General features: G+C 48.7%; 18 protein-coding genes and 2 pseudogenes. 17 read left to right on the forward strand and 3 right to left on the reverse strand.

What is annotated here, in order from left to right; translation table 11 throughout:
* Positions 1-159: 159 nt before the first annotated feature.
* From CPT76_RS29320 to CPT76_RS29330, 3 genes are all read left to right on the forward strand, one after another.
* Positions 160-1251, forward strand: coding sequence for a YycH family regulatory protein (locus tag CPT76_RS29320; protein ID WP_308737688.1), 1092 nt, complete (start codon positions 160-162; stop codon positions 1249-1251).
* Between the two features lie 259 nt (positions 1252-1510).
* A complete protein-coding gene (gene yycI, locus CPT76_RS29325) occupies positions 1511-2314 on the forward strand; it encodes a two-component system regulatory protein YycI (protein ID WP_076172427.1) in 804 nt (267 codons plus the stop codon).
* Positions 2314-3144 carry an MBL fold metallo-hydrolase gene (locus tag CPT76_RS29330; protein WP_105445383.1) on the forward strand — a complete coding sequence of 277 codons (831 nt, stop codon included), beginning with the start codon at positions 2314-2316 and terminating at the stop codon, positions 3142-3144. The genes yycI and CPT76_RS29330 overlap by 1 nt, the downstream gene beginning before the upstream one ends.
* Here the strand turns inward: CPT76_RS29330 and CPT76_RS29335 are convergent.
* Positions 3113-3319 (reverse strand): hypothetical protein, encoded by a 207-nt coding sequence (locus tag CPT76_RS29335; RefSeq protein WP_105445384.1) that lies wholly within the window; start codon positions 3317-3319, stop codon positions 3113-3115. The genes CPT76_RS29330 and CPT76_RS29335 overlap by 32 nt on opposite strands.
* Positions 3320-4019: 700 nt before the next feature.
* Here CPT76_RS29335 and CPT76_RS29340 point away from each other — a divergent pair.
* The 8 genes and pseudogenes from CPT76_RS29340 to CPT76_RS29375 all read left to right on the forward strand — a co-directional run bounded on the left by CPT76_RS29340 (position 4020) and on the right by CPT76_RS29375 (position 11834).
* Entirely contained in the window at positions 4020-5273 is a 1254-nt protein-coding gene (locus tag CPT76_RS29340; RefSeq protein WP_105445385.1) for a S1C family serine protease, read from the forward strand.
* 111 nt (positions 5274-5384) lie between these two features.
* A complete protein-coding gene (locus CPT76_RS29345; RefSeq protein WP_076172419.1) occupies positions 5385-5552 on the forward strand; it encodes a CxxH/CxxC protein in 168 nt (55 codons plus the stop codon).
* Between the two features lie 265 nt (positions 5553-5817).
* Positions 5818-6317 (forward strand): annotated as a pseudogene (rlmH, locus tag CPT76_RS29350) (23S rRNA (pseudouridine(1915)-N(3))-methyltransferase RlmH).
* A 56-nt stretch (positions 6318-6373) separates the two neighbouring features.
* Positions 6374-6943 (forward strand): TetR/AcrR family transcriptional regulator, encoded by a 570-nt coding sequence (locus tag CPT76_RS29355; protein ID WP_105445386.1) that lies wholly within the window; start codon positions 6374-6376, stop codon positions 6941-6943.
* Positions 6944-7061: 118 nt separating this feature from the next.
* Complete coding sequence (locus CPT76_RS29360) at positions 7062-8183, forward strand: ABC transporter permease (protein WP_105445387.1); 1122 nt, start codon at positions 7062-7064, stop codon at positions 8181-8183.
* Positions 8183-8878, forward strand: coding sequence for an ABC transporter ATP-binding protein (locus CPT76_RS29365; RefSeq protein ID WP_105445388.1), 696 nt, complete (start codon positions 8183-8185; stop codon positions 8876-8878). The genes CPT76_RS29360 and CPT76_RS29365 overlap by 1 nt, the downstream gene beginning before the upstream one ends.
* Positions 8879-8945: 67 nt before the next feature.
* A complete protein-coding gene (locus CPT76_RS29370; protein WP_105445389.1) occupies positions 8946-9272 on the forward strand; it encodes a heme oxygenase in 327 nt (108 codons plus the stop codon).
* A 438-nt stretch (positions 9273-9710) separates the two neighbouring features.
* Entirely contained in the window at positions 9711-11834 is a 2124-nt protein-coding gene (locus tag CPT76_RS29375; RefSeq protein WP_105445390.1) for a 5'-nucleotidase C-terminal domain-containing protein, read from the forward strand.
* A 204-nt stretch (positions 11835-12038) separates the two neighbouring features.
* On the opposite strand, the gene CPT76_RS29380 is transcribed toward CPT76_RS29375, so the two are convergent.
* The gene (locus CPT76_RS29380; protein ID WP_105445391.1) at positions 12039-12425 is read right to left on the reverse strand and encodes a winged helix-turn-helix transcriptional regulator; all 387 of its coding nucleotides are present in this window, start codon (positions 12423-12425) and stop codon (positions 12039-12041) included.
* A 211-nt stretch (positions 12426-12636) separates the two neighbouring features.
* Between CPT76_RS29380 and CPT76_RS29385 the strand changes: the two genes are divergently transcribed.
* The 3 genes from CPT76_RS29385 (at position 12637) to srtB (ending at position 20960) form a co-directional block, all read left to right on the forward strand.
* Positions 12637-13227: an NAD(P)H oxidoreductase gene (locus CPT76_RS29385; RefSeq protein WP_105445392.1), complete on the forward strand. Its 591-nt coding sequence runs from the start codon at positions 12637-12639 to the stop codon at positions 13225-13227.
* Between the two features lie 619 nt (positions 13228-13846).
* A complete protein-coding gene (locus tag CPT76_RS29395; protein WP_258168924.1) occupies positions 13847-20161 on the forward strand; it encodes a DUF7601 domain-containing protein in 6315 nt (2104 codons plus the stop codon).
* A gap of 19 nt (positions 20162-20180) precedes the next feature.
* The gene (gene srtB / locus CPT76_RS29400; protein WP_105445394.1) at positions 20181-20960 is read left to right on the forward strand and encodes a class B sortase; all 780 of its coding nucleotides are present in this window, start codon (positions 20181-20183) and stop codon (positions 20958-20960) included.
* 100 nt (positions 20961-21060) lie between these two features.
* Here srtB and CPT76_RS29405 read toward each other — a convergent pair.
* Positions 21061-21626 (reverse strand): annotated as a pseudogene (locus CPT76_RS29405) (DUF4062 domain-containing protein).
* 293 nt (positions 21627-21919) lie between these two features.
* On the opposite strand from CPT76_RS29405, the gene CPT76_RS29410 reads away from it, so the two are divergent.
* The 3 genes from CPT76_RS29410 to CPT76_RS42340 all read left to right on the forward strand — a co-directional run.
* Entirely contained in the window at positions 21920-22267 is a 348-nt protein-coding gene (locus tag CPT76_RS29410) for a YciI family protein (protein ID WP_105445395.1), read from the forward strand.
* A gap of 8 nt (positions 22268-22275) precedes the next feature.
* Positions 22276-23499 (forward strand): RNA polymerase sigma factor, encoded by a 1224-nt coding sequence (locus tag CPT76_RS29415; protein WP_105445396.1) that lies wholly within the window; start codon positions 22276-22278, stop codon positions 23497-23499.
* Positions 23500-23842: 343 nt separating this feature from the next.
* The coding region (locus CPT76_RS42340; protein WP_374954747.1) for a hypothetical protein at positions 23843-23916 on the forward strand (74 nt) is incomplete at its 3' end.

The raw sequence follows: 23916 nt of genomic DNA on the forward strand, positions 1-23916 counted from the left end.
TCGTTGCCGGCAGCCTGGTGCAGAGCTATTACCTGATTTACCGGCTGCCAGGCGGGGATTCGATCGCCAAAACGGAAAACAATTATATCAAGACGGACAACATGGGTACCGGAGGAGAGCGCCGAGAACCTGATTTATCCAGATAAAATGCAGATTCATATGGGAGAAGGCAAGCATACGGTCTTCTACCCGAACTCCACGTTCTACAACTTGATCTACTCGCGTCTGAAGGGACGCAGCTTCGAGAGCTTCCAGCGCCGTCCGGTGGAGAACACGGACTGGAACAAGATCCGCAATGAGGATCCCGGGATCGAGCTGACCTTCGGATCAGGGATCCCGGTATCGCTGCTCCAGCGCGTCATGCAGATCGCGCCGGACTCGCTGTTTGAAGCCGAGCGGATCAACCGGATCTGGATTTACACATCGCCAAACGATTCCAAGACGCATGCGATGTTCTTCAGTACGGAAGGCGATGTCGTCTATGAAGCCGGCAAAGTTGACTTGACCGTGCAGGACGTGCAGCAGCATGTCGATTTTGGCAAGGAATGGACGGCCTACTCCTCGGAGGCGGGAGGCAAGTATTATGTGCCGCAGTCGTCCATCCAGATGGTGGAGGCTGAAATCAATATCGGCGTATATACGGTGGAACAGATGCAGCAGAGCCTCTTCTTCGACCCCGGCATTACCCGTTACATCCAGGAAAAGGACGGATCGGAGATTTATACGGACAGCAAGCGGAGCCTCCAGGTGCGGCAGGAGCAGAAGTGGATCAGCTACACCGATCCGGCCGCGCCGCCGGCGGGCGAGAGCAGCGACGGGAAGGATGCGCTGGCCGCCGTTGACTTCGTCAACGAGCATGGCGGCTGGAACGGAACCTACCGGCTCGGTCAGTCGGGTACCGGAGAGGAACGCAGCCAAATCGTGTTCCAGCAGTATTACGGCGCCTATCCGATCCTGGACACGCTTAATTTCCATTACGGCACGATCCGGTTGAACTTGCAGCAGGGCACCGTGTCAGCCTATGAGCGCTCCCTGATCTATATGAAATCCGGAGAGCAGCACAAGACGATGGTGAAGCTGCCGGGCGGTGCCGAGCTCAAGGAGAAGCTGAGCCGGATCAACAAGGACTCGGCGATCGAGGATCTATATCCGGCGTATTTGCCGGAGCTGACCAAGACCGGGACAGGGCTGAAGCTGACGCCGGTCTGGGCGGTGAAGCAGGAGAGCGGCGCCGTGACGGTGATCCGCTAAAAGGACGCCAGGCTTGGCATGATGCGGGTTGACCGATGGAAAAGAGTGGCGTAAGGTGGGAGTAGCAGGGAATTCTGCCTCCCAATCTATATCTTGCTGCTGTATTTAGGGGCAATAACGGATGCAGCATCTAGCATGAAAGGTCGATTAGAAGGAGCAAAGCTCCATTTTCATAACGATCGAATGGATCGCGTGTCGAGGTTAGCCGAAGCTATGGGGAACCATGCGGGATCAAATTTCGGGTAAAGGAGGGCAAGGGATGGATTGGGGACGGGCCAAAAATGTGCTGATCTACGCTTTTTTGCTGCTGAACCTAGTGCTGGGTTACCAGCTGTGGGCCGACGTGCGCGAACAGGCGGACACCAATCTGGACTTTGCCTCCCTGGCGGACAGCACGCAGAAGGCGATGGAGGAAAAATCGATTCAGCTGCTGTGCCCGATTCCGAGTATGACGCCCGCGCTGCCCAAAATCTCCTACCACTACGTGAGCGGGGAAAGCATCGGCAAGCCGGTCACGCTGAAGAAGCCGGTCGAGAGCAAGCTGATCTTTATGGGTACCGACCTTGTGGACGCCCTGGGCGACCAGATTCCCGAGTTCGGCAATTACCGGTATGATCCTCAGGCGAGTCAGGAGATGACGGAAGCGGAGCTGGAACGGGTGAAAGTTGCGGGCGCTGCAGGCCGATTCGTCATGCATACGCTGGTGGACGGGAAATGGCCGCTGTTCAACGATCAGCTCGAGCTGTACTACAGCGAGCAGAAAATCGTGTCCTACCGCCAGTCGCTGGTGGAGATCGCCCCGATGGAGGACGAGCAGGAGCAGAAGATTTTGCCGGCATCCGGGGCACTAAAACGGTTGGTGGACGCTTTTATCCCGGAAGGTTCGTCCATAAAGGATATTCAGCTGGGCTATTACGGCCAGGTATTTAACTCGGAGAGCCAGGTGGCTGCGCCATCATGGCGGTTCACGCTGGAGAGCGGAGAAATTTATTATGTACAGGGGATCAGCGGCGACGTGACCGTGAACAGCCCCAAGGATGAAGAGGGAAAGGAGCAGGGATGATGGGCATATCTTTTACCGTTCTGTCGAGCGGATCGACGGGGAACGCAACCGTGGTAAGAAACGAAGAGACGACGCTGATGATCGATGCCGGGCTTAGCGCCAAGCGGATCGACGAGCTGATGGAGCAGCGGGAGCTGTCGGGAGAGGAACTTGACGGGATTCTTGTCACCCATGAGCATTCCGACCATATTAAAGGGCTCGGTGCCGTGGCCCGCAAATACGATCTGCCGATCTATGCCAACGAGAAGACATGGGAGGCGATCAACAAGTCTGTCGGCAAAATTGCCGAGGAGAACCGTGTCGTGATGGACAGCGGCGAAGTGCGGGATTTCGGATCGCTGCGGGTGGAGTCTTTTCAAATCTCACATGACGCGGCAGAGCCGGTAGGCTACTGCTTCTACGACGGGGACGAGAAGCTGAGCGTGGCTACGGACCTGGGCTATATGAGCGATAAGGTGAAGCAGGCCATCAGCGGCTCGAACGTGCTCGTGCTGGAGGCGAATCACGATATTGAGATGCTGCGGATGGGCCGTTATCCGTGGAACACCAAGCGCCGCATTCTGGGCGACCTTGGGCACTTGTCCAACGATGCCGCAGGCGAGGCGATGAGCGAGCTGCTGACGGGAGACCTGAAGCGCACCTATCTGGCGCATTTAAGCCGGGACCATAATCAGATGGATTTGGCCGACCATAATCAGATGGATTTGGCCAAAATGACCGTGCGTACCGGGATGGAAGACCGGGGATGCTTTTATAAAGACAGTGAGTTTAAACTGTGCGACACGTACTACGACCGGCCTACACCGTGGGATAAGGTGAGTGAGCCATAAAGGCGTCGAGCTCCGCCGCTTTTCTCTCTACCTCGTCACGGGTGAGAATGCCCTTGTCAATGAGCAGTTCAATGATCGTGCTTAAGGCAAGGGTATTGCGGTAGTGCTCGTCCTTTAAATCCCCCAGCTTGGCCATCATATTCACATAGTCCATCGAAGACGGAAATCGTTCCATGAGTCCGTTCCTCCTTGTTTTTCAACATCGTTTCAATTCCATAACCCACCAATGACGCAAGCGATAAAAGATTAGGGCAACCGCCCCACTTATGTTACAATAACTATACCGCATGAATGTCCGCGAGGGCTTGCATACAGCGGGTTTGACTGGTGTCCAGCCTGCAGCATAGCAGGTCATGCTTCGCCTTTTTCATAGTTTCATCAGGCTTTACTTTTATTCTAGTCTGTATATGCCGGAAACATTCCTGTTTCTATGAAAATAAATCTCATATGCTGTATAGAATAGGCTAAAGAATGAATGTTATAGGCCGCCTATCGGGCTGTTATAGCAGGAAGTTCAATGCAACTTTAGTTCAATCTATATAGAAAGAGAATCCGAAGTCAACGTGGGTGAATTCCATACATACGAATGTGAGTGACTGAGACTTCAACGCTTTAAATTTGCTGCTTAGATTCGGCCCAATGTGGTGATGTAAAAAATAAAGGGTCTGCCTCGTGCAACCTTGGTGAGCTGGAAGCAGTTATTAGTAGTATAGGCAGTCTGAACGATTAGAAGCTTATAAGAACATGCCGCCACGTCATTAGTTATACAGATCGGCCATTGGCGAAGGATATTTTTCATTTCTCGTCAAAGGCATCTGTATGGATGAATCTCATAAGATTTTCGGGATGCGTTACAACAAAGGGGAGAGGATCACATGGGGCTGTTTCGTGACGATTTTTATTCGACCAAAATTTCCAAACGGCGAAGCCTTCGCAAAGTATATCCCGCACAGCGGGTGTGGGGCAGAAGCAGGCGCAGCCGGGGGACGTCCACGCTGTTCGTGGCGACGGTCAGCTCCGTCATCAGTGCAGTGGTGGCGGTGCTCCTGTTCAGCCTCATCACCGGCCTTCCTTCCCATACAAGGGAGACGGCGGCGGTCAGTGCCGTTACTTCAACCCCGCTGGACGGCAGCGGAGATCCGTTCGACCGGCTCGTTCAGGCAGCGGCCAAAGTCCGCCCGACCGTCGTCAGCATCGTGAACTATAAAGATGCGAAGGACGCGGACAAGGGGACGGCCGACCTGGAGGATTCGGCGCTCGGATCAGGGGTCATTTTCAAGAAGGAGAACGGCAAAGCTTATGTCATCACCAATAACCACGTCATTGAAGGCTCACAGGATCTGGAAGTGATGACGGTCGGCGGGGACATGAAAAAGGCAACGCTCGTCGGTACCGATAAAGTAACGGATATCGCCGTCTTGTCGGTGGACGACAAGAACATTGCCGATGTGGCCGAAATGGGCGACTCTAAGAAGCTGCGCCTAGGTGAGACGGTGTTCGCCATCGGCAATCCGCTCGGGCTCGGGGATACGCTGACGTCCGGCATCATCAGCTACACCAACCGGGTCGTGCCGGTGTCGCTGAACCAGGACGGCGTGTACGACTGGGAGCAGGAAGTGATCCAGACCGACGCGGCCATCAATGAAGGGAACAGCGGCGGCGCGCTGGTGGATCTGAACGGCAAAGTGATCGGCATCAATACGATGAAGATTTCCGATGCCGGTGTGGAAGGCCTGGGCTTTGCCATCCCGGTCGATCAGGTGATGAAGACGGTGGATGAGCTGATGAAATACGGCAAAATCTCACGTCCTTACCTGGGCGTGTACACCGTGGACCTGAACAATCCGTACGCCCCGCTGGATGAAGATCAGCGCAAGGAGCTGAAGCTTCCGGCGGACGTGAAAGACGGCGTGGTCGTGCTGGACGCTATCGGACCTGCCAAGGATGCGGGGCTCAAGCTGAATGACGTCATTACGGAGTTCAACGGGGACCCGATCAAGACTACGCTGGAGCTGAAGAAGTACCTGTATGACAAAGTGAAGATCGGCGACATGCTCAAGGTCACCTTCTACCGTGCAGGCCAGCAGGAGACCGTGGACGTCAAGCTCGCCGACAAGCCGGACTCTTAAAATAGGACGTGTGATCCGGCCCAAAACCGGATATAATGAGAGTCATAGGTTTTCGGAATTGATCAGCCAGAAATACGTACATTGTGTGCAATTGTAAGGGGATGCCATTTTATGTTTGTCGTTTGTAAAGACCATGTGGAGCTCGCGATCGATATGTTCGTCGACGAGTACGAGGACGCGCCGGATATCGTGGACCTGAAGGAGACGGAGTTCTCCGATTGGGACCCGCCCGTACAGTGCGCGCACTGCGAACAGCCGGCCAAGTTCCTGGTCGTGTAGCCGCAGGGTTAGCAGGAAATGCTATGAAGAGATGAATAGCGATGGGGAGAGCGTGGAGACACGCTCTTTTTACTTTTTGGAAGAGTGGGTAGGGTTCGTGAAATGCAATTTGATAGTTCGATGAAGGGCTGTTCTTTAAGGGAGCTTTTTAAGGCGAAGATCATCGGTGATATCGACGGTTTGGCGAGCAGATTTGGAGAATATAAGCCCTTATGGTGTGCTTCATATATTCAAGGCACGTAAAAAGATAGGTGGAGGGATATTCATGCTGATTCAAATTATCGGCGTCGGCAAGCTGAAGGAGAAGTATCTGGTGCAGGGCATCCAGGAATACGCCAAGCGGCTGACGCCTTACATCAAAATTTCAGATGGTGGAGGTCGCGGACGAGGGTGGAGGTCGCGGACGAGAAGGCCCCTGACACCTTGAGCGATGCCGAGGTGTCGATCGTGAAGGAGCGCGAGGGCGAACGCATCCTCGCGCACATCAAAGAGAGCGCGCATGTGATCGCGCTCGCCATTGGCGGCCAGCTCTGGAGCTCGGAGGAGCTGGCCGCCGAGATCGACCGGCTCGGCACCTACGGGACGAGCCATGTCGTGTTCGTGATCGGAGGGAGCCACGGGCTCTCCGATCAGGTGCTGCGCCGCGCTCAGCAGCGCTTGAGCTTCGGGCGCATGACCCTGCCGCACCAGCTGATGCGGCTGGTGCTGGTGGAGCAGATTTATCGCGCGGTGAAGATCAATCGGGGAGAACCGTATCACAAATAGGGAGAAATTTTTGTTACAATGTAGACTGCGGCTAGCAATTAGGGACGGTGATGAACATGGGAAGAAAGCAGGCTTTTACAAAATCAGAGTTGCTTGACCAAACCAAGAGAGTGCTTCTCGAATACGGTTATGAGGGGTTTCAACTTAAGTTGTTATCTAAGAGCCTAGTTGGAGCAAGAAGCACGATTTACCAATATTATGCCAACAAAGAAGAGATAGTGGCTGCATGTATGAAACGATCAATGGAAAATGTACTACAGAAGGCGTCGGCTATTGATGAAACGGATTGCATGAATGCCCTTCAACATGTGCTAGATGTATATCTGGAGGAAGCTAGTTTTCATCAATTGCTTGGATATGCTCATAAAATAAATAAAGCCAATTCTGCGGCTGCAGCCAATGATCTTGAATTTGTTGAGCAAGCGCATGTGACTTTAAAAAATCAACTGGAGCGATTGTTTGCTCGTGCTCAGGAAGAGGGACACTTGAATACAAGTATCCCACTTCCTGCGATTATAGGTGTATTTTTTAACCTGATTGAAACTCCCAATATGATGAATATCCCTACGCCTCAGTGGAGTAAGCTGTTGTACCAAATGTGGCTGGGAGGGGTAGGAAGACGATAAGGAGCACAAATATATTTGACACGTGTGTCATATAAAACCTATAATGATTACGTACCGGACGGAATGTGATTAATTTGACACGTGTGTCATTTATTTGTGTTGAGGAGAGGATTAGCATATGTTTTTGGCATTGAAGGAACTGGGACACAGCAAGACAAGGTTTTTGATGATCGCTATCATTTTTGTGCTTATTTCTTGGTTGGTGTTTATATTGTCAGGTCTGGGGAATGGGTTATCTACGCTTGCGGCTTCGACGTTTAAAACGATGAGGGCTGATTATGTGGTTTTCGAACAAGGGTCGATGGCTTCAATGAGTAAGTCTTTATTGTCTAATGATTTGTCAGCTAAATTAGCAGAGATGCCGAATGTAAGTGCCGTTTCACCTATGGGAACCATCATGGCATCGGCAATCAAAGGGAGTAGCAAGTTGAATGAGGATAAAGTAGATATAGCGATTATTGGAATTGACCCGGGGAGCTTTCTTGAGCCGGCGATTATTGAAGGAACGGGGCTGACATCCGATCAGATGACGAAGGTCATCGTTAATGAGACGATGAAAGACGAAGGATTTAAGCTAGGGGACACCTTCCAATTAGATGGTTCGACGGAATCGTTGACGATTGTCGGCTTCGTCAAGAATCAGACGTATAACCACGTAGCAGCTGTATTTACACCTATTGAAGAGTGGCGTAAGCTTGCGTTTGCGGCACCAGGCTCGGACAAAGGAGTCAAGGACCCTGTCAATGCGATGATGCTTCAAGGTAAAGATATTGATCGGAACACTATCAATGAACAGCTTTCGGGTACCGATACGGTTACTCGTGCGGCAGCGGTACAGGGAATGCCTGGATACAAAGAAGAGAATGGCACAATCATGATGATGCTTGCGTTCCTGCTTGCGATCTCTGCATTCATCATTGGCGTGTTCTTCTATGTATTCACGATGCAGAAGTCCAACCAGTTCGGGATTATGAAAGCGATCGGGGCCAAGAATGGATTCCTAGGTAAAGCCGTCGTCTCACAGGTGTTCGTCTTGTCGCTCTCAAGCATTATCGTTGGCATCTTATTGACTTATGGTACAGCGGCAATCATGCCCAAAAGCATGCCGTTTATGCTGGATACGAAGCTGGTGCTCACGTATTCCATTGTATTGTTGGTGATCTCATTGCTTAGTTCGTTGGTATCCGTTCGCACGATTTCGAAAATTGATCCGCTTAAGGCGCTTGGGAGGGTTGAGTAATGACTGAAGGCTTGCAAATAATAGCAGCTTCCAAGTATTACAACGAAGGATTGAATCGTATTGCGGCATTAGACCGAGTGTCCATAAAAGTGGAGCCAGGTGAGTTCGTCGCAGTGGTAGGTCCGTCCGGTTCTGGAAAAAGTACCTTCCTATCCATCGCGGGTGCACTGCTCAAAGCTTCCGAGGGAGAGGTCGCACTAAATGGGAAGGACATATCGAAGCTGTCAGGCAAACAACTATCCGATATCCGATTGCGCGAGATTGGTTTCATCATGCAGGCCTCGAATTTGGTTCCATACCTGAACGTTCTAGATCAGTTGCTTGTCGTAAAGCGGATGTCGGGAAGGGTCCGTCCAGCAGACAAAGTGATGGCTATAAAGTTGCTTGAAGAACTTGGTCTAGGCACTAAGCTGAAGAGCTACCCGGAGGAGCTGTCGGGGGGCGAGAAGCAGCGTACCGCCATTGCCCGCGCGTTAATTAACGATCCCAATGTCATATTGGCGGATGAACCTACAGCAAGCCTGGATACCAAGCGCGCCCATGAAGTTGTCTCCTTGATTGCCCATGAGGTGAGAACACGCCACAAAGCGGCGATTATGGTCACACACGATGAGCGGCTGCTTACCTACTGCGACAAGGTATACCGGATGGAAGATGGCAAATTATCTCTAGCGGAACTGGAGTCCATCCATTAAGGTGTCATTAAGATCCTTTTAATTTTGTGAGCGATTTAAAATTTGAAAATTTAGGGAGATGGTAAGGATGATCGTCGTCACGAACAGAATTAAAGTGAAAAAAGGAATGGGCGCAGTAATGGCGCCGAGTTTTACAGCACCAGGCCCGCTAGACACTTTCGAGGGCTTTGTCAAAGTAGAAGTATTGTTGACACAGAACTTAACTGATTACGATGAGTTAAATGTAAACATGTATTGGGAAAATATGGATTCCTTTACAGCTTGGAGAAATAGCGATACCTTTAAATCTGCACATAAACGTCCAGAACCAGGTTCAGAGGCATCAAATAAAGAATCTCCAATTCTCGGAAGTGAGATCACAACTTATGAAGTGGCATCAGTAAAAAAACGATAGGCTCCCATACGGCAGACTGGTTATATAATAAATCCAGGTGCTGTGTAAACCGGTACCCATAGACTAGACACTTTGAAAAAGGTGTAGGGCTGTGGGTACTTTTGATTATGGAGCAGCAACGAGGGGAAATTCCGCCTTATAGAACCCTGCCTTAGATTTCATGTAAGATTTTTTGAAGGTACAGTTCCCCACAATGCAGATGCTCCAAGTGGTAAATCCTCAATGTAATGAAGTGCTTCCAGTCGTGAATGTCCGTCCTGACCTTTTCAACTCTGGGATGAAGTGCTCGATTTGGTGAAAATCCAGATATAGGCATGTTTCCTTCTCTACCAATCTCCCAAAATTTTTTACACAGATTTGATATATTCTACAACTTCCATGATTTGATTTATGTTAAAATATCTCCGGATCAGAAATTGGAGAGGGGTTTTATAACTCATGTCATGGAAAAAAGTCCTGGGTAAAAGCACCATTCGTGTGGCTACTACTGCTCTATTACTTTCCCAATTGTTTGGCGCAGTAGGTTCTGTCTCTGCTGCAGGCAACGATGTTGAAGTACACTTGATTGGAATCAATGACCTGCACGGTCAGTTGGACACCACATCGATAGTTAGTGACAAAAAGGTCGGAACAGCTCCAATTCTAGCAACATATTTAAAAGAAGCTCAAGCCAAATATGAAAACTCCCTGCTCTTCCATAATGGAGACTCTGTTGGTGCATCCGCCCCCGTGTCATCTCTGGATCGGGATGAGCCTACGATGGAATGGATGAATATGATGGGCTTTGATGTAGGTTCTTTGGGCAATCATGAATTCGACCAAGGTATCGCTGCATTAAAAGCACAAATCTTTGGTGGTCTGGATCCAAAAGAAGGCAAGGTAACTCATGCTGGCGCAAAATTTGATTATGTAAATGCAAACGTCATTGAAACCTCCACAGGCAAACCATTGATTAAGCCATATGTGGTTAAAGAAGTGGGCGGAGTCAAAATCGGATTTATCGGATTAGTGACGAAAGCGACACCTTCTAAAGTATCCCCAGCGGGTACAGCAGGCGTGCGGTTCTTAAGCGCAGAAGAAGAAGTTGCAGCCGTTAATAAATATGCAAAAGAATTGCAAGATCAAGGTGTAGAAACGATCATTGTCCTGGCACATGATCCAGCAACAACCAAAGACGGTGTAACCACTGGAGAAGCGGCTGATTTGGCCAAAGCTTTGCCTGCCAATTCCCCGGTTGACGTTATCGTTGCAGGTGACAATCATGCCCTAGCTAATGGTGAAGTGAATGGAAAATTGATCGTTCAGGCTTATTCTTATGGTACGGCATTTGAAGATATTAAGCTAATGATTGACCCTACGACTGGGGATGTAACCGAAAAATCAGCTGCAGTTACAACGACTTTTCAAGACGGTGTCAAAGAAGACCCTGAATCTTTAGCTATTATTAAAAAATCTTTAGACAAGCATCCTGAGCTAACGAAGCCAGTAGGTACGACAGATGGTTCTGTGACCCGTACAGATGCTTATAATAACGAAGCCCCTCTTGGAAACCTCATTGCAGATGCAATGCGTCAAGCAGATTTTGGTGATAAAGCAAGCGCTGCTGACTTTGCATTTATGAATCCAGGTGGGATTCGTGCGGATCTGCCGCAAGGCGATGTAACCTTTGCTGATCTTGCTAAAATCCAACCTTTTGGCAATACTTTGGTGAAACTGGAGCTGACTGGTGCACAAATTCAAACCCTGCTGCAGCAGCAATGGGGTACAAACGCGGACGGTACACCGAACACAAAAACACTACAAATCTCTGGCTTAAAGTATACGGCAGATTTCAGCAAGCCAGTTGCAGAACGTGTGACTAGTCTCACTCTTGAAGATGGTACACCGATTGATCCTGGAAAAACATATACGGCTGTAGTTAACAACTTTATGGCAGCAGGCGGAGATAACTATAAAGTGCTGGTGGATGCTAAATCATCCTTAGCCGGTCCGATCGATCTGGATGTATTCTATCAGTACATTGTAGATAAATTTAAAGGTGGCGCTATTCAGGCTAAAACAGAAGGACGCATTACCAACCTGGGTGCATCTACAGAACAACCGGAAACACCTGTAACCACAGATGTCATTTCTCGTGCTGAATTTGTGAGTGCTTTAGTAGACATGTTGAAGCTAAACGAAGTAGCTACAGCACCTGCATTCAAGGATGTTGCTGCTGACGCTGCCCATGCAGATGCCATCGCTGAAGCTGCTCATGCCGGATTCATTCAAGGCTACGGTGGTAACTTCAATCCGGATCGTGATATCACTCGTGAAGAAGCGGCTACCATTCTTGCTAAATTGTTGAACAATCCAGTTTCTGATAAAAACGCTGCTACGATCATTGCAGGTTTTGAAGGTGGCAAAACCGTTTCTGCCTACGCAGTTAAATCTATGGCCACTCTGATTGATAAAGGTATTCTAAGTGCAGCGGATAAAAAATTGCTTCAACCTAAACAAGGTCTTTCCAATAACGATGCTAAAGCGTTAATTCAAAAGGCTGTCGCGGCAAAAGCTTCATAATGTAGAAGTAATTCATAGCTGGTATTAAGACAGAAAAACACATCCCTTTGGTGAAAAGTCTTCTTCTATTGATAAACCTCAATTAGTCTCTCATTTCATGGAGAGGTAGATTTATCTAGAAGAATGCTATATCCCAATTTAGGATGTGTTTTTTTCATTGGTAATCCAGAATACCCATTCTTTTAAGTGTGGACATTTAATAATTTACTTTGTACGGCTTTCAAACTCTTCCAAAACCTTGGATTTGTCGCCATAAACCTTTTCCAGGTGATCCTCTCCCCAATAGCATAAAAGATCTAGCGCGGGCTTTAATCCCCAGCCGTAGGGAGTTAACTTATACTCCACTTTAGGTGGGATCTCTTGATAAATCTTGCGTGCGACGATCTCATCCTTTTCCAGTCCTCTTAGTTGAGTGGTCAGCATCTTCTGCGTAATGCCGGGGATTAGCCGGCGAAGTTCCGAGGTCCGTTTCGGTCCTGTCATCAAATGATAGATGATTAAAGGTTTCCATTTCCCTCCCATTACTTCTAATGCAGCCTCCACCCCAACTTTATACTTCTCTCGAATGCGATTTTCCTTTTGTTCAGTCATCTTGGATTCCTCCGCAAAAAGGATGTGTTTTCGCTAAGAACATAACTTCTAGGGCATCTACCCAGGGCACTTCCATGTTCCTAGGGTACCCGTATGATCCTATAGAACGTGAAAGTGCGTACTTCCAGGTTATTTTGGCACTGTTTATAATAGCATCAGCCGTTAATCATGGCTACAAGTTAGCTGTTGAGAAAGGAATGAGGATACAAGCATGAGTGTATTATGCGTTGTTTCGCACCCGCGAAAAGATTCCCTGACCTTTCAGGTCGCCGATCGTTTCGTACAAGGTCTTGCCGAGGCCGGCCATGACTATGAGATATTGGATTTGCACGGGATTGGCTTTGACCCGGTTTTACAAGGAGCAGACGAACCGGATTGGTCTGCTGCCGAACAGTCCTTTTCTCCTGAGGTGGAAAGGGAAATAAGGCGAATGAAGGAGCACGACGCCATGGCGTTTATTTTTCCAGTTTGGTGGTGGAATTTTCCAGCCATGCTGAAAGGTTATATTGACCGTGTATGGAACAATGGGTTTGCGTACGGTTCGAACCATCTTCATCATCAGCATGTCTTGTGGATTGGTCTGGCGGGTGTTTCCAAAGAACAGATGGAGAAGCGAAATTACGATGAAATGATTACTCATCTGCTCAATGTGGGAATTGCAGATTATTGCGGTGTATCCAGTTCCAAAGTTGAATTTTTATACGAGACCTTGGACTCCGATTCCAAGCATTATGAGATGCTGCTTAATCAAGCTTATCACTTAGGATTGAATTATGCCACGGAACGAGGGACCGCATTATAAAGGTTGGCACGCATGCCCAGGCCCGTTGTGTATTGCTAGTCAGAGAGAATCAAAAGACTCGTTCGGAATTATGACTTCCTACGGGTCTTTTTGTGTTTTTTGGAAAATGGCTTCGGATAGAGACAGCCAATAACGTTCTATTAAAGTTTGCCCGCTCATTTCTCAATTCTATATGAAGCATTTTCCGCAGCTCGTAAAGGTGGTTACTAGGCGTTGGGCTTCATCTAAAGTGTGATCTTATCCGTAGTCTGTTAATATTCAGTAATTATTCAGTAGGAATGAGTATAATCATCGCATGTCGACTTTATTCTCCAAAATTAGACAGAATTAAATGGGCTGGTCATATGTTGATGCACTACACCTGAGGAGATTTCGTGATGATAGATCACAGCGAAACTCAGATAACGGGAAGAGAAGAGAGCACAACTACATGTTACCAACTAGGCCTATCAGCATCTGTGGAGGAGGGGAAAGGAGGGAACTCTGCAAGATTTAGATGATGCAAAGGGCTGTTGGGATCGAGCTAATAGAAGCTGTCTATTCGGTTTGAGGATATTGAACCGATGATCCTACAGTCGCAAAAATTTCATTAGTTTCGGGAATGGAGGACAAAAGTGTCTTGAAACGAAAACGCAGTATAGGTAAAGCAATACTCGCTTTCTGCTTGGCAATTATGCTTGTCTTGCAGACGGTGGCGTTCTCCGCTGCCGCATTTGCGGAGAGTGCGCCAGACAATTCGGGAGCAGTGGCCGTTAGCGAAGCCGATTCGCCTAGCGTGGACGAGCCTTCGAGCGTGGAGGAACCGTCGGGCACGGACCAACCGCCGAGTGTGGACGAGCCGTCGGGCACGGATCAACCGCCGAGTGTGGAGGAACCGTCGGGCACGGACCAACCGCCGAGTGTGGAGGAACCGTCAAACACGGACCAACCGCCGAGCGTGGACGAACCGTCGAACACGGACCAACCGCCGAGCGCGAACGAACCGCCAAGCGCGGAAGAACCGCCGTCAGTAACTGAGACGCCGATCAATTCCGTAGTTATGGCGGCAGTTCCGACGGATAAAACGGCGGTGTTCATGGAGGCTAATTCAACCTTTCCGCTGAAGGTGACGCAAGGAACTGACATTGCCCCAGGCGGTACGATTCAGGGCCGGCAGCAGTTTACGCTGAAATCTGAAGGTCTAAAATTGCCAGTGAATGGTGATGACCCAAATCCAACTAATGCAGATCCTGAGAAATACATACAAAAGGGTGACTGGATTGAGCTAAAAAGAGAAGACCACTTCAAGGAAGTGGTGCTGCCGACAGCTACCAAAACCTTGATGGCAACAACTGAATTGGGTGTGAAACAGCTTGGTATTGCCTCCTTCACTCCGGATAGCATCAGGATTGTATTTAATGGTGACGACAGCTTTTTTAATGGTATTGGAAAGGCGGTTAGCTTCGGATTTGAAACAACCGCCAATTCGGATTTGAATGGAATTGAATACGGCGATATAAAGCCTATCTCGATTTTCGGGGGAGCGTATGAGTTAAAGAATCCAGATGTTACAGCAGCATACAGCATTACTTTAAGCTCGCCCGGAATGATCAGGTGGGATCAGTATGGATATCGCGGAATTCAACCCGCACAATTTGTTGAGGGTGCGGTTACCTGGCAGTCAACCGTATCTGCATTCGATCAGTTTGATAAAACAATCAAATTGCCGCTGGATGGGAAGAAATTTTTTACGGACCCTGCATCTTATAATACTGGCAATGGTAATGCCCGTGGTATCTATGTGACTGGCTCCTTCAAAGTCAACGACATAGCGGTAGAGCCGGATATCGACGCTGACGGTAAACTGAGCTACATTTTCCCGAAGGGTACCGGTATAGATCCAAAGGTTGAGTTTAAGACTTGGATCCCAAAGGAAGCTTACTATTACGAATACAAGAATCCACCGGGGAATCTTGGGCGCAGCTATCGGGACATGAACGGTTTAGTGAGATTAAAAGAGGTCGATGACACTGTTTTAGTGAGTGCAGGTCAAGAGATTTCTTTTGCTCCAGACTGGATTCAAGCCAGCGCCTCGTATGACCATCCGAATGAAACCATTACATGGAAAGTCACTGTTAACCAGTATAACAAAAAAGGTTTAAAGAACTTTACCATCACAAATGTGTTACCTGCTGGGCTGAAGTTTGAGTCAGCCACATGGCAGACATGGGAGGATGGCACTGCATCTGAGGTACAACCAATTACACCAGATGATAACAGCGTTTATTCCTTTGGGGATATTAATGGTAAAGTGGAACTAGTGATTAAGAGTAAGGTAACAAGCGGTTCCAACTTCAAAATAGAGCCACGTGCCAACTGGAATTTGGACACACCAGGCGGTATTCAGAACAATGATGTGATAACCGGTATACGACCTGCCGCAGTAACCGACGAGGCAACCGTTACTATCGGTGCGCATGATTTCACAAAAAATGGAACTGTTTTAATGGAAGATTACAACCTAGGCGGTATCACGTGGACGGTGAATCTGACTCCACAATATGCTCTGCCAGATGCAGTAGTATACGATGTACTCGTGCATGGCGGAGATTTGAACGTCTTGGACAAGGCTGTAGATGAAACTGGCGAGGTTAGCCCAGAAACGATTGCGAAAATCAAGGCAAATGTTAATACTGCTCAGCTATGGAAGCAGTATGACGAAGGTACCCTAAAAAGCGCAAACGGCTTATCCTTGAAGGCTATTCCTTTAACGGTGAACGGTAATGTGGTGGCGGATTTGATCAAGGCAACCGGATACAACGACAAAGCTGCATCCTTCAGCTTCCGTGCACTTGAGACTAACCCAGACGTCCTCTTCAGGCAGAATATTGAGACCGGAAAAACAATATGGAATCGGTCCTTACTGATTGATGGAGAAAGCGTAAAAGCTGCGCAAAACTCTGTTAATCTTCATCTGCGCATGTTGAACAAGGATATGCTCTTTGCGTCGAAGCCATTAAAGGCAGATGGTACACCTGAAAATGTTATCCCAAATAACGTTAGCAGCTATATTAGAAACGATAGCAATGAGGCATGGACGATTTCGGCCTATGACCGGACAACCAAGACGGTCACTTTCCGTCTAGGTGTCAATATGCCGGGGTACAACACAGAAAAAATGGCTAAGAACGGCGGTAGCCGAGTAATTAGCAATATCAAGCTAGTGGACACACTGCCCGAAGGTTGGGAATTCGTGCCGTTTTCTGAAGGTAAAGATTTTGAGCTTTGGAAGGGATATTCGGACAATGGTTCGGGTACAGAATATGGTGTTAAAAATGATGCCAAAACACTTATTGAACCAGGCACTAGTGCTCATGTAGTAAGTTTTTCTCATAATGGAAACGAGGGAACGTTCACCTTTTCTAAATTGGAAAGTCCTTATATCATTTTAGTAAAGGCAAGACCTTCCAATGCAGCTCTAGAGAAATATTTGGAGGAATACACCACCAACGGCACAAACAAGCAGGTGCTTTATAACAAAGCCGACCTTCATATGACATGGGGCGGGGTGGAGAAGGTCCTCACCGAACAGCGCAAAGTTATTGTACCTATTCAGACCCTGGGCAAGACGGTAACTAAGCCCGTTCCAGGTGTGCTGGAATGGACGGTGAACTATACCCCGCCATTCAACATGGAGCAGGGTGTTTATTTGCAGGATACCCTAGGTGCAGGTATGAATCTGCGCTATGAAGAAAACGGAAAGCTTGTGCTTACAGCGCCCAGTATGGCAGTTTATCCTGCTAAATTGACTGCCAGCGGTGCTCTGGAAAGAGAGGGCGCAGCACTGGACCTCAGCGACCCGAACTGTGAAGTTCAGGTAGAAGCTGCACCAGGCGAGGGAGGCACCACGGTTCTCATATTCAAAATGAACAACCCTAATAAGCTTTACCAGTTTGTGTACCAAACCGAGGTTGACCCTTCTAAAGCGAAAGCTGGCGACAAAATGGGCAATGAGGTAAAGCTGATGGGCGATGACAAGCTGAAATCTGTTAGTGCCAAAAGTGAAAGCACGCTGGACAGTTCGGACGTAGCGGGCAGTTCAAGCTCCAATGCCCTTCTGCCCCTGAAAAAGGTGGATCCTAACAACAATCCGCTAAAAGGCGTAGAGTTTACGCTCTATAAGAAAGACGGCGGAACTCAAATCGCTAAGGGAACAACAGATAGCGGAGGAAAACTCAATCTACTGTTCCCGGATCCAGGTTATTACGAGCTGAAGGAAACCTACATTGATCTGAATACCTGGCTGCCGATCACCCATGTGTATCAGGTGTACGTAGGGAATACGCCCGGGAAGCCCATCTGGGTAGACGGCGTGAAAGTAACCTCTGATAATCCGCTGGTCGTACCTACGCCAGCCCAAGGCAAGCTGACCATCACCAATAAGGTGGAAGGCAACGGAAGCGATCCGAATAAAGAGTTCGAGTATACCGTAACCTTCGAAGGCGAGGGTAAGGGCGGAGAGTACTCCTATAAAAAGTCAGATAATACGACTGGCACGATCAAAAGCGGTGACAAGATTACCCTTAAGCACGGGCAAACTATGACGCTGCCGGCATTGCCTGCAGGTCTGGTTTATACCGTTATCGAGGGGGATTATACGACCGTTGACGGTTACACGACTAAGCCGGAGAGAGAATCGTCCGGCAAAATTGCGGATAAAGGCGACCACAAGGCGGACTTCATCAATGAGCGCACCGTCAACAAGCTGACCGTGAGCAATACGGTCATGGGCAACGGCGGCGACAAGACGAAGGAGTTCGAGTACACCGTTAGCTTTGAGGGTGCAGGCAGGGACGGAAGCTACTCTTACAAGAAGTCGGATGGCGGCACAGGTACGATCAAGTCCGGCGATACCTTTAAGCTCAAGGATGGAGAGACACTGGACATTTTGGACCTGCCTAAAGATCTGAAATATACAGTTACCCAAAAGGACTACACAACGGATGATTACGTGACTACTCCTGAGGAACGAAACTATACAGGAGTCATGGAGGGCAAAGATGAAAATGCCCCGTTCACAAACGTGCGAGTCATAAAGGGCGGTCTGCTCATCAGCAACACGGTTAAAGGTAAAGAAGACGACAAGAAGAAGCTGTTCAAGTACACGATCACCTTCACGGGTGAGGGAGAGAACGGATTTTACACTTTTGAGAAGTCGGACGAAACCAATGGTTTGATTAAGAGTGGAGACACCTTCGAGCTTACGAATGGTCAGACGCTCGTTGTGCATGAACTTCCGACGGGCCTCGAGTATAAGGTGATCCAGAATGATTATTCGGAAGACGGCTATGTGACGGATCCTGAAAGTTTCATTCGTACAGGCACCATTCCGGAGAAGAAAGCGGCCGAAGCACGCTTCGTCAATACCCGCCCATATCTGGAAGGCGTGCTGCGCGACAACAATACAGGCGAAGTCATTCCGAACGCGGAAATCATCGTGACGAACAAGAAGACCGATGAACAGCAAAAGATTCGGACGAATGAGAAGGGTGAATATTCGATTCCGGCCGCAGCGGATACGGACTATACGATCACTTATACGAAGCTGTATCATGTAGGCGGAAAAGATGTCTCTGTCGAGTTCACGCAAAAAGCAAACGTGGACGGCAGTGTGAGAGACGAGACCGTTCCGGCCGACATTACGGCGGTAGGGATCGTGCTGTTCAAGCAGCTGGATGGAACAAAAGAGCTATTCAACGATTCTTTTACCAGCCAGATGTATATCTATTTGAAGGACAAGGACGGCAATTATATTCAAGAGAACGGTCGTCCCAAGGCGTTTCCGATGGCTTCAAACGGCACTTTCTCCATGGAAGGGCTAACCGAGCAGAAGTACACCATGGAAGTTCGCTATGAAGCTGAGGACGGTCAGGAATTGCTCTTCAAGGTGACGCAACTGGACGTGAAAGCAAACGGAGAGCTGAATATTTCCGAGGAATTGGTCGATCCTTACGGTACGGTTTATGATGAAACGACAGGAGACGCTATCAACGGCAAGAAAATTGATGGAGCCAAAGTTACGCTGTATTATGCGGATACGCAGCGGAATAGAGATAACGGGCACACTCCGGATACGAAAGTAACGCTTCCTCCGGTCCCGAATTTCCCGCCGCACAACAACAAGAGCCCCGAGCAGGATAGCGACGCAAATGGCTTCTATGCATACATGGTGTTTCCTGACGCGGATTACTATCTGATCGTAACGAAGGACGGATATGAGACGCATCGGAGCGATACGATTTCTGTCGATTATGACATTATCAAATACGATGTGCCAATGAAGCCGATCCGTTCCGGTGGCGGCTCCGACAACGGTAACAGTGGGGGCGACAACGGCAACGGTGGAACCGATAACGGTAACGGCGGAACTAACAACGGTAACAATGGAACCGACAACGGCAACAACGGAACCGGTAACGGCAACAGTGGAACCGACAACGGCAACGGCGGAACCAACAACGGTAACAATGGAACCGACAACGACAACAACGGAACCGGTAACGGCAACGGCGGAACCGACAACGGCAACAACGGAACCAACAACGGTAACGGCGGAACCAACAACGGTAATAATGGAACCGACAACGGTAACAGTGGAACCGACAACGGCAACAACGGAACCGGCAACGGCGGAACCGACAACGGCAACAACGGAACCGGCAACGGCGGAACCGATAACGGTAACAATGGAACCGACAACGGTAACAACGGAACCAACAATGGTAACAGCGGAACCGACAACGGAACCGGCAACGTCGGCAACGAACTGGACGATGCTCCGAAAACCGGAGACAACAGCGTATCGCCTATCCTTTATATGGCTTTAGCGCTGATGTCCTTGATGACGATCGGGCTCTGCCTAATCGGTAACAAGAAGAAAAAGCACATTCAGTGACCGGAAAGGCGGTAAGAAAATGAGCATAACTAAAAAGATTCTTATCGCCGTTTCCCTACTTGTATTGGTATTTTCTCTCTTCAGTATTGCGAGGACTCTCCTTCGAGATTACGCTGAACAGCAGAAAATCAAAGAGCTGACAAAAGTTAGGGAGGAAGGGTCTGGTAAAGTCGGAGGGGATGCAATCCCCTCCCTTTTGTCCAATAAGGCAGGTAAGCCGGTCATGCTTCCCGAATTTCGAGAGCTTTACGAGAGGAATCCGGATATCGTCGGCTGGCTGAAGATTGACGGCACCCGAATTGAGTACCCGGTCATGCAGAATCCCCAGGATGCGGAGTACTATCTCAATCATGATTTCGATAAGAAGGAAAACAAAGGCGGCCTCCCCTTTTTGGATGCGCATAGTCGGGCCAATGGTTCGAGCATTTTGCTGATTCATGGACATCACATGAAAAGCGGCTGGATGTTTAAAGATTTAATGAAGTACAAGAACGAAAACTTTTATAAAGAGCACACTACGTTCCAGTTCAGCACGCTTTATGAAAAGGAAAAGTACGAAATTGTAGCCGTCATTCTGTCGCAAGTTTATCTCAAATCGGACGACGTTTTTAAATACTACCAGATTGAAAATGTAAGTACGCCCGCCGAGTTCGATTCGTATGTACAGAACATCAAGAAACTCGCTCTTTATGATACGGGCGTAACAGCCCGCTATGGCGACAAGCTTGTTGTACTGTCCACTTGCGAGTACTCAACCGAAAACGGCCGGCTAGCGGTGGTTGCCCGAAAGATTAAATGACGATGTTGAAATACGGAATCAAGCTGTATGATATCGCGTTCTCCCTTTGGAGGATGCGATTTTTTTTAGGATTCGGGGCTGGTTGTGCCTAACCCCTCTTTCATTTCTTCTTCTCCAACTCCGCCTTTAATCTTGCATTCTCTTCCAAAAGCTTTTGAACGTCCGGGATATCCTTACCGGAAACCCAACCATGCAAATCGTCTCTTGCTGCATACCCCGGCAATTGATCACGAAGTACCATTTTAATGTGCCGTACATCCTCAACATAATAGATCGGGACTTGTTCCATGACCGTTTGCTTAAACTCTTGAAACTCCTGATAGTATTCAATCGCTGTAAAGTCGTATGGCTGTTGTCTTAATGCTTCATCTGTAACAACAAAAGCAAATCTGGGTTTGCCCGCTTCTCCGGCATACTCATACTCCCAATGCGTATAGCTTTTGGATTCATCAGGAAGCGTCAAACCATAGAATCCTCCGAGAATCAGGATATATACATCGGACTCATCGATCCATCTCTTCCTAATGTTCATTGGCTTTCCTTGAAAAATTGCTCGATTCCAGCAGGGATATGGCCGGCTTGAAGTATGGCTTCCACAGCGGTATGTCTTTCCTCAATCAGATCATAGTAAGTAGACGATATGTAAATTTGTAGTTTTTTTCTCATAAGCCCACCTAAATTAAAGAATTCGTCTTTATTTCAATCTATTTAGAATCTAACATTCGCTCGCTTTGTATGTCAAAATTAGCCAGTGCAAATGGCTTACATTTAAGGGCTTTTGTATTCACTGCGCACTTTTTGTGGGGCTTTGGGGTTTCGTTTGGTTTCCCGTGAGCGCATCCCAAATGACTCCAGCTTTTTATATAAATATTTTTCTTGTAATGTAGAAATTGAAGCAGCCCATACGACATTATAGTGCAACCCAATTCCAATACGGTTTTACAGGGAGGAGTTTTTGTATGAGTTACACCCTAATGTTTTACGAGAGCCAGGAGGATTTTGCGGCTAGAATGGATCCAGCCCGGCAACAAGAATACCTGGCAGGCTGGACGCATTACGTGCATGCTTTACGACAGTCTGGAATCGTGGTGTTTGGTTCGGGGCTTCATGCTCCTGAGACAGCTGCAACGATGAAACGGCGCGGCGGTGAAATGGCGGTTCAGGACGGACCGTTTCCCGAGACGAAAGAGCAGCTCGGTGGAATATTCGTGATTGATGTTCCAGATCTGGACACTGCATTAGAGTGGGCTGCTCGAGGGCCTGTCGATACGGTGGAGGTCAGACAAAACCTTCCCGCGCTGAAGTAATCATCTCTATGGAAGCTCATCAAGTTATTGAACAAACAGCTCGTAACGCTTACGGCCGATTACTCTCCTATTTAGCTGTAAATTGGCGGGACCTGCAGGCGGTTGAGGATGCGATCGGGGACGCTTTTCTCGCTGCGTTAGAAACTTGGCCGAAGATCGGCATTCCGGATAAGCCTGAGGCATGGCTGGTTACCGCCGCCCGTAGGCGGCTTATCGACCGTGCACGCCGTACCCGCGTTTCCGAAAGTGCGCTGCCGACACTGATTGCCATGTCAGAGGATACACAGCGGCTCGCATCGTCAAACACTGGTTTCCCGGACGAACGGCTGCGGATGATGTTTCTTTGTACTCATCCGGCCATTGACCCTGCGATGCGCACACCGCTTATGCTGCAGACGGTGCTTGGAATCGATGCAGCCCGAATTGCATCTGCTTTCATCGTCAAGCCCTCCACCATGAGCCAGCGCCTGACGCGGGTAAAGGCCAAAATTCGTACCGAACGCATCACATTTGAATTGCCCGATGCTGAAGAAATCCCGAATCGTCTCGATTCCATCCTGGAGGCTATTTACGCTGCTTACGGGAGCGGGTGGGACGAAGCAGCCAGTGCCGATTCGCCTCACAGGAGATTGGCAGAGGAATCGATCTATCTAGGAAGGCTGCTTCTCCAATTCAACCCCCGCGAACCGGAGGTTAACGGCCTGTTGGCGCTCATGCTGCACTGTGAAGCAAGAGTTGGGGCTCGGCATGATGAAGAGGGGAACTATATTCCCCTCTCGCAGCAGGACTGTGCTCGATGGGAGCAAGGCATGATCTTGGAGGCGGAGCGTTATCTGCATATCGCCTCACAAGCCGGTGAAATCGGACGCTTTCAACTCATGGCCGCGATCCAATCCGTGCATGCACATCGTTTATGGACTGGGCAAACAGAGTGGGAGGCGATTGCTCAGTTATACGAGGGCCTCACTCGTATATCTCCCACACTGGGCGCATTAGTCGGCCGAGCCGCTGCAGTGGCGGAGGCTTATGGATCGGAACGCGGCATTGCGCTTCTAGAAGCCATTCCATCTGCAGAAGTGGTAAGCTACCAGCCCTATTGGGCACTTGCCGGTCATTTATACAAACGGATGCAGCGGAAGGAAGATGCTCGCTTGGCTTATAGCCGTGCCATTGGGCTAAGCACAGATATATCGATTCGGCAATTTCTAAATCGCCAAGATGCTGAGATATAAATTACACACTGGGATAAAATAAACTACCCGAGGAAGAAAGGGGCTGGCGTGCCAGCCCCTTTCTCATTTTCCGCCGATAGACCCGTTAAGCTGAACCGTACCATAAGTAACGGTAAATGTTTTATAGAATGCTTGATTTACATAGAATTTGTTAGCCTTTGGACAACTTGTTCCTCTTCCGTATCAGTCCGAAGGACTTGAAGGAGAGAGATGTGCTTAATAAAGGTGCACTTTTAGTGTATTTCGAAGCTGGTCGCTGGATATCCTAGGCATGGGTTCCCAATAGACCATAAAAGGAATGAGTTTTGTGAAAACAGATCAATCACAATTAACGGCAGCGGAGATGGGAAAACTTTGGGCAACGTATGTTGGAAATACGATGGGGAAATGCGTGCTTAGTTATTATCTCCAGCATGT

It is taken from the genome of Paenibacillus sp. AR247, assembly GCF_002968895.1.
Taxonomy (GTDB): domain Bacteria; phylum Bacillota; class Bacilli; order Paenibacillales; family Paenibacillaceae; genus Paenibacillus_AQ; species Paenibacillus_AQ favisporus.

Bases quoted from the DNA above. Each gene is read 5' to 3' on its own strand.
- CPT76_RS29320 (WP_308737688.1), top strand. From the start codon at position 160: ATGGGAGAAGGCAAGCATACGGTCTTCTACCCGAACTCCACGTTCTAC.
- yycI (WP_076172427.1), top strand. From the start codon at position 1,511: ATGGATTGGGGACGGGCCAAAAATGTGCTGATCTACGCTTTTTTGCTG.
- CPT76_RS29330 (WP_105445383.1), top strand. From the start codon at position 2,314: ATGGGCATATCTTTTACCGTTCTGTCGAGCGGATCGACGGGGAACGCA.
- CPT76_RS29335 (WP_105445384.1), bottom strand. From the start codon at position 3,319: ATGGAACGATTTCCGTCTTCGATGGACTATGTGAATATGATGGCCAAG.
- CPT76_RS29340 (WP_105445385.1), top strand. From the start codon at position 4,020: ATGGGGCTGTTTCGTGACGATTTTTATTCGACCAAAATTTCCAAACGG.
- CPT76_RS29345 (WP_076172419.1), top strand. From the start codon at position 5,385: ATGTTTGTCGTTTGTAAAGACCATGTGGAGCTCGCGATCGATATGTTC.
- CPT76_RS29355 (WP_105445386.1), top strand. From the start codon at position 6,374: ATGGGAAGAAAGCAGGCTTTTACAAAATCAGAGTTGCTTGACCAAACC.
- CPT76_RS29360 (WP_105445387.1), top strand. From the start codon at position 7,062: ATGTTTTTGGCATTGAAGGAACTGGGACACAGCAAGACAAGGTTTTTG.
- CPT76_RS29365 (WP_105445388.1), top strand. From the start codon at position 8,183: ATGACTGAAGGCTTGCAAATAATAGCAGCTTCCAAGTATTACAACGAA.
- CPT76_RS29370 (WP_105445389.1), top strand. From the start codon at position 8,946: ATGATCGTCGTCACGAACAGAATTAAAGTGAAAAAAGGAATGGGCGCA.
- CPT76_RS29375 (WP_105445390.1), top strand. From the start codon at position 9,711: ATGTCATGGAAAAAAGTCCTGGGTAAAAGCACCATTCGTGTGGCTACT.
- CPT76_RS29380 (WP_105445391.1), bottom strand. From the start codon at position 12,425: ATGACTGAACAAAAGGAAAATCGCATTCGAGAGAAGTATAAAGTTGGG.
- CPT76_RS29385 (WP_105445392.1), top strand. From the start codon at position 12,637: ATGAGTGTATTATGCGTTGTTTCGCACCCGCGAAAAGATTCCCTGACC.
- srtB (WP_105445394.1), top strand. From the start codon at position 20,181: ATGAGCATAACTAAAAAGATTCTTATCGCCGTTTCCCTACTTGTATTG.
- CPT76_RS29410 (WP_105445395.1), top strand. From the start codon at position 21,920: ATGAGTTACACCCTAATGTTTTACGAGAGCCAGGAGGATTTTGCGGCT.
- CPT76_RS29415 (WP_105445396.1), top strand. From the start codon at position 22,276: ATGGAAGCTCATCAAGTTATTGAACAAACAGCTCGTAACGCTTACGGC.